This is a genomic window from Vibrio sp. V39_P1S14PM300, assembly GCF_009904765.1.
Lineage (GTDB): Bacteria > Pseudomonadota > Gammaproteobacteria > Enterobacterales > Vibrionaceae > Vibrio > Vibrio proteolyticus.
The window spans coordinates 1-7,652 of record NZ_WXWP01000156.1 but is presented as its reverse complement, the minus strand read 5'-3'; the positions used below and the strand labels follow the sequence as shown (position 1 = coordinate 7,652).

7 protein-coding genes are annotated in these 7,652 nt (G+C 49.3%); 6 read left to right on the top strand and 1 reads right to left on the bottom strand.

Features of this window, described 5'->3' with window-relative positions:
- Positions 1 to 8: 8 nt before the first annotated feature.
- The 4 genes from CAG65_RS07820 to CAG65_RS07805 all read left to right on the top strand — a co-directional run bounded on the left by CAG65_RS07820 (position 9) and on the right by CAG65_RS07805 (position 5,435).
- Entirely contained in the window at positions 9 to 965 is a 957-nt protein-coding gene (locus CAG65_RS07820) for a TAXI family TRAP transporter solute-binding subunit (protein WP_161453251.1), read from the top strand.
- Positions 966 to 1,073: 108 nt separating this feature from the next.
- A complete protein-coding gene (locus CAG65_RS07815) occupies positions 1,074 to 3,206 on the top strand; it encodes a TRAP transporter permease (RefSeq protein ID WP_161453247.1) in 2,133 nt (710 codons plus the stop codon).
- A 7-nt stretch (positions 3,207 to 3,213) separates the two neighbouring features.
- Entirely contained in the window at positions 3,214 to 4,425 is a 1,212-nt protein-coding gene (lhgO, locus tag CAG65_RS07810; RefSeq protein ID WP_161453245.1) for an L-2-hydroxyglutarate oxidase, read from the top strand.
- Positions 4,426 to 4,550: 125 nt separating this feature from the next.
- Complete coding sequence (locus tag CAG65_RS07805) at positions 4,551 to 5,435, top strand: sterol desaturase family protein (protein WP_161453243.1); 885 nt, start codon at positions 4,551 to 4,553, stop codon at positions 5,433 to 5,435.
- On the opposite strand, the gene CAG65_RS07800 is transcribed toward CAG65_RS07805, so the two are convergent.
- Entirely contained in the window at positions 5,414 to 6,055 is a 642-nt protein-coding gene (locus CAG65_RS07800; protein WP_202599315.1) for a helix-turn-helix transcriptional regulator, read from the bottom strand. The two genes, CAG65_RS07805 and CAG65_RS07800, sit on opposite strands and share 22 nt — an antisense overlap.
- A 560-nt stretch (positions 6,056 to 6,615) precedes the next feature.
- Here CAG65_RS07800 and CAG65_RS07795 point away from each other — a divergent pair.
- Positions 6,616 to 7,179 carry a hypothetical protein gene (locus tag CAG65_RS07795; protein ID WP_161453241.1) on the top strand — a complete coding sequence of 188 codons (564 nt, stop codon included), beginning with the start codon at positions 6,616 to 6,618 and terminating at the stop codon, positions 7,177 to 7,179.
- 25 nt (positions 7,180 to 7,204) lie between these two features.
- Complete coding sequence (locus CAG65_RS07790; RefSeq protein ID WP_021705198.1) at positions 7,205 to 7,531, top strand: hypothetical protein; 327 nt, start codon at positions 7,205 to 7,207, stop codon at positions 7,529 to 7,531.
- The last annotated feature ends 121 nt before the right edge of the window (positions 7,532 to 7,652 follow it).

Here is a 7,652-nt window from a genome sequence, read left to right as displayed (position 1 = left end):
CATTTGGCCTGGTTGCGCAGGCATCGGCTGCTGATGATCGCAGTTACATTCTGGCTACGGCATCCACTGGTGGTACCTATTATCCGGTTGGTGTTGCATTAGCGACATTGAGCAAGGTCAAGCTGAGCCCACAACATCATTTTTCCCTTTCTGCTATCAGCTCAGCCGGTTCAGGTGAAAACGTCAAACTACTGAATGAAAATGAAGCGCAATTCGCGATTCTTCAGGGGTTGTATGGCGCATGGGCCTGGTCGGGCGAGGGGCCGTATAAAGGCGTTAAACAAGAGAAACTGCGTTCAGTCTCAATGCTGTGGCAAAACGTTGAGCACTTTATTGTACGTTCTGAACTGGCTAAGACCGGTTCGGTGACGGATCTGTCTAATCTGGCCGATAAAAAGTTTTCTATCGGAAAGAAAAATTCAGGGACAGAAAATTCAGGACGACAGATCATGAAAGGCCTGAATGTGGATCCGGATTCATTCAATCTGGCTTATATGGGATATGGCGGCAGTGCCAGTGCGTTACAAAACGGGACTATTGATGGCATGAACACACCAGCCGGTGTGCCTGTTGGCGCTGTCACGCAGGCGTTTGCTGCATTGGGGAATGACATTAAGATTCTGGAATTCAGTGATGAGCAGATCAAACAAGCCAACGGCAATTACGAGCTCTGGACCAAATACGTCATTCCAGCCAATACCTACCCAGGCTTGGACAAACCGATCACGACCATCGCCCAGCCGAACTTCCTTGCCGTTCGCGACGACATTTCAGAAGAAGATGTGTATCAGCTAACCAAAGCGATTTATGAAAACCTGCCGTTCTTGCAAGGTATTCACAAGGCAACAAAAGCCATGGCGCTTGAGAAAGCCATCGCAGGCCTGCCGGTGCCACTGCACCCAGGCGCAGCGCGTTACTACAAAGAAGTGGGTATCAGCATTCCATCTAATCTACTGGCGAAATAAGCCCAGACGGTTTCTTTCGGGGAGCCTTTCTTTCCACTCTTATCAACACGGGATGCCGTTGTCGGCTCCCGTGGTTACTGCCTGGCTGCCGGGCGTCTGGAGTTTCTCATGAGCGATTCAATTGAAAAGGAATTGCAGAAGTTTGAATTGCCTACGCGAACCGATTTTCCGTGGGTAACCACAGCTGTTACCGTACTGGGGGTGATCCTGTCGGTCATCCACATTTGGTTCAACACTTTGTCTACCTGGTCAGAACTTTGGATATCAGCGACGCATTTTGCTGGCTTTGCCGCCATTTGTGCGTTGTGGTATCCGGCCCACGCCTCGCTGAAGAAAAACAAAATCGCGTTGGCGTTTGATGTGTTGATTGCACTGGCGGCGTTTGCCTGCTTACTTTACATTCCCTATGCCGAAGATGCCTTGTATGAGCGTGGAGTTAAGTTCGTTACCAGCGACTGGTTTTTTGCCATTCTGGCGATTGTGATTGTTATCGAACTTATCCGCCGCACAATGGGCTGGTTTATCCCTGTGCTGATCGTAATTTGTCTGAGTTATGTGGTGTTATGGGGGAAGTGGGCGACAGGCATTTTTCACTTTCCCGGTCTCAGTATGGAGACGTTACTCTATCGCAGCTTTTACTCGTCTGAAGGCATGTTTGGTTCTATCTCCCGCATCAGTTGGAGTTACGTGTTCATGTTCATCCTGTTCGGTGCGTTTCTGGTGCGTTCTGGTGTGGGGGATTACATTATTAACGTCGCGCGGGCGGCGGCGGGTAAAATCATCGGTGGCCCAGGTTTTATTGCGGTGATCGGCTCTGGATTGATGGGCTCTGTGTCCGGGTCGAGTGTGGCGAACACGGTGTCGACGGGGGTCATCAGTATTCCGTTGATGCAAAAAGCAGGCTTCCCGGCTCGTTTTGCTGCCGGTGTTGAAGCCGCAGCGTCAACGGGCGGACAACTGATGCCACCTGTGATGGGGGCCGGGGCGTTTATAATGGCATCTTACACTCAGATCCCGTATGTCGATATCATTGCGGTGTCGTTTGTGCCTGCACTGATCTATTTTCTGTCGGTAGCCTTTTTTGTTCGTATTGAAGCAAAGCGCAGTGGGGTACAGAAGATCACCACCAGTTCAGAGTCATTGCTGAAAGTGTTGGTGTCCGGCTGGCACAATCTGATTCCATTGGTCGTTTTGGTGACTTTGTTGGTGAAAGGATTTACGCCGACCTATGCGGCCGGGCTGTCGATCATTTCTGTCGTGGTTTCGAGCTGGTTTTCAAAAGAGCACAAAATGGGGCCTCAAGCGATTGTTGAAGCCTTAGCTCAGGGCGCAAAGAACATGGCGACAACAGCAGTGTTGCTGGTTGGGATCGGTTTGGTGATCAACGTCATTAGTACCACAGGGATCGGCAATACGTTCTCCTTGATGATTGATGGCTGGTCCAACGGTGATCTGCTGACCATGTTAGTACTGATCGCATTGGCGTCGTTAGTCTTGGGGATGGGCTTACCGGTAACCGCTGCGTATATCGTGCTGGGAACCTTGTCGGCGCCGGCACTGTACAAGTTGTTAGCGGAAAATCAGTTGCTGGAACTGATGATGTCTGGACAGTTACCTGAGCAGGCGAAAGCAATTTTCATGTTGGCGGCACCAGACAAACTGGAATTGCTGAATGCGCCAATGGCACTGAGTACAGCGCAAGAAATGGTGGCACTCGTGCCAGCGGACTTCATGGAAACTTTGTTAGAGCAGAGTTTAGGGATTGAAGCGGTGGGTCTGGCACTGTTGGGGGCCCATTTAATTATTTTCTGGTTGTCACAGGACAGCAACGTCACTCCACCAGTCTGTCTGACCGCCTTTGCAGCTGCCACTATCGCAAAAACGCCACCAATGCGCACAGGGATGATGGCGTGGAAAATCGCCAAAGGGTTATACTTGGTCCCGCTCTTGATTGCATATACTGGTCTCGTGAGTTGGGACGTAGCCGAAGTACTGACCGTCGGTGCGTTTGCTATTGTTGGTACTTACGCCATGATTGGTGCGATTGAGGGATATCTGGAAGGGCCGCTCAACGTATTGTTGCGAGTGGTCCTGTTGGCAACAGGGGTTGCGTTGGTTTGGCACAATGTACCTATCTGGGCCCGTCTTATCGCATGTGTGGTATTTGTGGCTGTGTTTGTCTACAGCAATAAGTGCTATAAAGCGAGTGCGTCGCACGTGTCTATGTCTCAAGGAGCGTAACATAACAATGTATGACTACATTATCGTTGGTGGTGGCATCGTCGGAGTATCAACGGCATGGCAACTCAAGCAGCAACATCCGGACAGTTCGATTCTGTTGCTGGAGAAGGAATCCGGCTATGCACAGCATCAGACCGGCCATAACAGCGGTGTGATTCATGCCGGAGTGTATTACGCTCCGGGCAGTCTGAAAGCGGATTTTTGTAAACGTGGTGTCGAGCGCACAACCGAGTTTTGTGCCAATCACAATATACCCGTGGAAAACTGCGGGAAGCTGCTGGTGGCCACCACGCCTGCCGAGCAGGATCGGATGATGGCTTTGTACGAGCGCTGCCATGAGAATGGTATTGACGTGGAACTGCTCGACCAAGCGCAGTTAAAACTGGCAGAGCCCAATATCACAGGGCTCGGGGCCATTTATGTGAAAACGACGAGTATAGTGGATTATCGTTTAGTCACAGAGCACATGGCGGAAGAGTTTAAAGCTTTGGGTGGGCAGGTGAGTCTGCGTACCCGGGTTACTGCACTAGCAGAAAATGACGAAGAAGTGCAGGTCACTTGTGAGTCAGATGGTCAGACAATGCAGCTTAACACCCGTTTTCTGATCACCTGCAGCGGTTTGATGGCGGACCGGCTCACCAAAATGCTGGATATCGAGACCGATTTTCAGATCGTGCCTTATCGTGGTGAATATTACCGCCTGGATCAGAAGCACAATCAAGTCGTCAATCATCTCATTTATCCGATTCCGGATCCGGAGCTACCGTTTCTCGGTGTCCATCTGACCAGAATGATCGATGGTTCCGTCACGGTTGGCCCTAATGCTGTTCAAGGCTGGAAACGAGAAGGTTATGGTAAGGTGAATGTCAGCTTGCGTGACAGCCTTGAAATGCTGACTTTCCCGGGATTCTGGAAAGTCAGCATGAAACACCTCAACTCGGGGCTCGCTGAGCTAAAAAACTCATGGTGGAAGCGCGGGTATCTGAAACTGGTGAATAAATACTGCCCATCGATTCAGGTGTCGGATCTTAAACCTTATCCTGCTGGTATCCGGGCTCAGGCAGTGCTGAGTGACGGGACTTTAGTGCATGACTTTCTGTTTGCCGAGAGTACGCGCAGTCTCCACGTTTGCAACGCACCATCACCTGCGGCTACGTCTGCTCTGCCGATAGGAGAGTACATTTGTCAGCGTATTAACGACAAAGTCGCCGCGCTTTAACGGGGTATCGTCGCTAGGGATGTTCGGTGGAGCATCCCACTTTTGTTAATCTTCGAGTATCGACTCTAGAAAATTGTTAATGGTGTGTTAAGTTTAAACCGTCAGTTTTGGTTACGGTTTCGAATATGCACAACCTTATTACCCATCCCGAGTGGCTGTTACTCGCACTTGCTCCTGTTTTTTTCGTTTTCATGCTTGCGGAATATGTGCTGGGGCAGAGAAAAGGCCGTTTGCCCGCTTCAGCGGCTTATCGTTGGCCGGAACTGTTATGTAACCTTGTCCTGGCTGGCCTGCATCAGGGAGCGGATTTATTAGCAGGGCTGCTGATCGCGCATCTTTATCTTTGGGTGTTTGGCTGGCGTCTTATCGATATTGACATGACGCTCTGGAGCTTTCTTCTGCTGATGGTTTTGCAGGACTTATGCTACTACTGGTTTCACCGCGCGAGCCACCGTATTCGTTGGATGTGGGCAGCTCACGTAGTGCACCACAGTTCTGAGCGTATGAACTTCAGTACGGCATTTCGTCAGAGTCTGATGTACCCACTCGCTGGTATGTGGGTATTTTGGATGCCGTTGGTGGTGCTGGGCTATCCGCCGGAGTGGGTGGTGTTTGTCGTCCTGCTCAATCTTGGGCTGCAATTCTTTGTCCATACGCAATGGATTCGTTCACTCGGTCCGCTGGAATGGGTACTGAACACGCCATCACATCATCGCGTACATCATGGCCGAAACCCACAGTACATTGACAAAAATTACGCAGGCATTCTGATCATCTGGGATCGCCTGTTTGGAACGTTTGTCTCCGAGCGTGAGCCTGTTGTTTATGGGATTACCAAGCCAGTACACAGTGTAAATCCACTGGTGGTTACGTTCAGTGAATGGCGTGATATGTTCAGAGATCTGACCTTGCCGGGACAAACTGTAAAACAAAAGCTCGCGATAATCTGTCGCCCGCCAAGCGATAAACCGAGTACGTCAGAGCGAGATCACAGCCCTGACGAGGCGTGAGTGTATTTTACCAGCCGGATCGCATCGTGACGGCGGTGAACATCCAGCTTCTTGTACAGTTTATAGACGTGCGTTTTTACCGTACTTTCCGCTAAAAACAGCTGATTTGCGATTTCCTGGTTGGTCTTGCCATGGGAGAGTAAATCGAGAATTTGGCGCTCACGGTTGGTGAGTTGGTCGTATCTGAAGTTATTGAATACTCCCGGGTCTCGATAGAAATGGACCATTTGTTCCAGACAACGTCGGGGTAGCCACAAACCGCCGTTCATGATGTAAGTGACGCTCTCTGTGAGGTGCTCGACCGACGCGCTCTGATAAAGCATTCCTCTTAAGGATCGCCAGCGGATAAACAGCTCGTTCAACTCACCCTCTGGGATATTGTGAACCAGTATATGGACGCCCAACAGATCAAAATCTGGCAGGCTGTCGCTGTCCGTCAACTCGACAAGATAGTGATAATCCAGCAGCACCAGGTCAATCATGAAGCTGCTACTCAGGCGGTTCAACTGCTCTGCGCTGCATGTTTGGATATTTAACTGTGTTATCGAAGCCAACTGTTGTTCAATGAGGCTGCTTTGCAGACTCTTTTCCGTCAAGATGACGAGTGTTCCAATAGTCATTTTTTATACCCGGAGCTCAGTAATCTTTAGGTTGAAAACTGCTTGTTCCGACAATATGCACATACACATACTGCTCCAGATCAAGTATATGCGACGGGCACAATATCGCAGTATGAACCCCAAAAATCTAACCCCCAGATGAGATTAGGAATTTCCAGTAGTTCTTAGTGATTAGGCGTGAATTGAGCTAAACTCAACGTTAGTCCTAAGTGGCTTAGGGAAATGCCTGAAAACTCGCACTCATTGTGTTATTGATTGAATATTGAGCCAAGACGAATTGACCGCCGAAGTGGTAATTGAGCGGTGCAAAGTGCCAATTCTGTCATACTAACTTTCCGCTACCTTTCATACTTCACTACAAATTTGCACAATTTTCCTTTCTATCTCATTGATTTTTGGTCTCTTGATTTTGTTTCTATCACCTTGTTGCACAGAAATTGGCGTCAGTGATGAGTATGTCTTATTTGTAAGACTTTCAAACCTAACAGCGTACCTATAATCAGCTTGCCTGAGGGCAAAAGGATGTAGTTCATAGTTGATACAAACATGGAGATAAGATCATGCAACTAAAACAATCTGCAATCGCACTGTTGGTTACTTCGCTGTTTATTTCTGGTGGCGCGCTGGCTTACGGTGGCGGTCAAGGAAGTGACGGTGGCGACATTGACGATAGCTACAATCAGGAAAACGGCAGCAACAATCATTTCCACAGCAACAATGGTGATGATAACAACACCATCAGCACCAATGATGGTAATGACGGCAATACCTGGACTTCTCTGTCCAATGAACAAACGTTCATGAATGAGCAGTCCTGGTCGAACAAACAGTCACTTGAAATCAGCGTGGATATGGACACCGTCGTTGCTCAGAATGATCTGAGTGGTGAAGTGTCCGACACGTCAGTCAGTTACGGTGCAACCAACTCACCAGCTCAAAGCCGTGGTCGTGGACACGGACACGACAACAGTGAAGAGTGCTGTGGTGGTCTGACTGTGAATCACAGTAACTCACTGGGTGGTTTCAACAGTGCGGCAGGTATCAGCACCGTGGCACAAAATGCAGGTAACAATTCGTTGATCCAGCAAGCTGTGTCTACCAACGCATCTGTGTTTACCGACTAATCTAGCAGCATAGCAGGAGTAAGCGATGCGTATTGCACTACTCGCCTTGAGTGCGATGGCTGCGCTATCCGCTAGTGCCGATGATATTGTGATGGCCGATATGGAACTGTCCGAAGCAGTCATGGACAGTTCCAGAGGCGGCCAATATTACATCGACATCGAGAATGTAACAGCGTCCTCTGAAATTAATGGGGTGAGTGCTGGCAACATTGCGAATAACACTGTGACCGGGAACAACATACTTTCAGCGGGTGCGCTGGCGGAAAGCTCGGGAATCAACAGTGTGATTCAAAATAGTGGCAACAACGTGCTGATACAAAACTCAACGGTCGTAAACCTGACACTCAAGTGATATGAACATTTGGCGTTACTCAATTTGGCCGATGCTGATGCTGTCAGCATCTGCCTATTCTCTGGACTTTCTCCCCAGTCGCGGACAATACACCGTGCCGGTAAAAAGCTACAAAGAAATG

Bases quoted from the DNA above. Each gene is read 5' to 3' on its own strand.
- CAG65_RS07815 (WP_161453247.1), top strand. From the start codon at position 1,074: ATGAGCGATTCAATTGAAAAGGAATTGCAGAAGTTTGAATTGCCTACG.
- lhgO (WP_161453245.1), top strand. From the start codon at position 3,214: ATGTATGACTACATTATCGTTGGTGGTGGCATCGTCGGAGTATCAACG.
- CAG65_RS07805 (WP_161453243.1), top strand. From the start codon at position 4,551: ATGCACAACCTTATTACCCATCCCGAGTGGCTGTTACTCGCACTTGCT.
- CAG65_RS07800 (WP_202599315.1), bottom strand. From the start codon at position 6,055: ATGACTATTGGAACACTCGTCATCTTGACGGAAAAGAGTCTGCAAAGC.
- CAG65_RS07795 (WP_161453241.1), top strand. From the start codon at position 6,616: ATGCAACTAAAACAATCTGCAATCGCACTGTTGGTTACTTCGCTGTTT.
- CAG65_RS07790 (WP_021705198.1), top strand. From the start codon at position 7,205: ATGCGTATTGCACTACTCGCCTTGAGTGCGATGGCTGCGCTATCCGCT.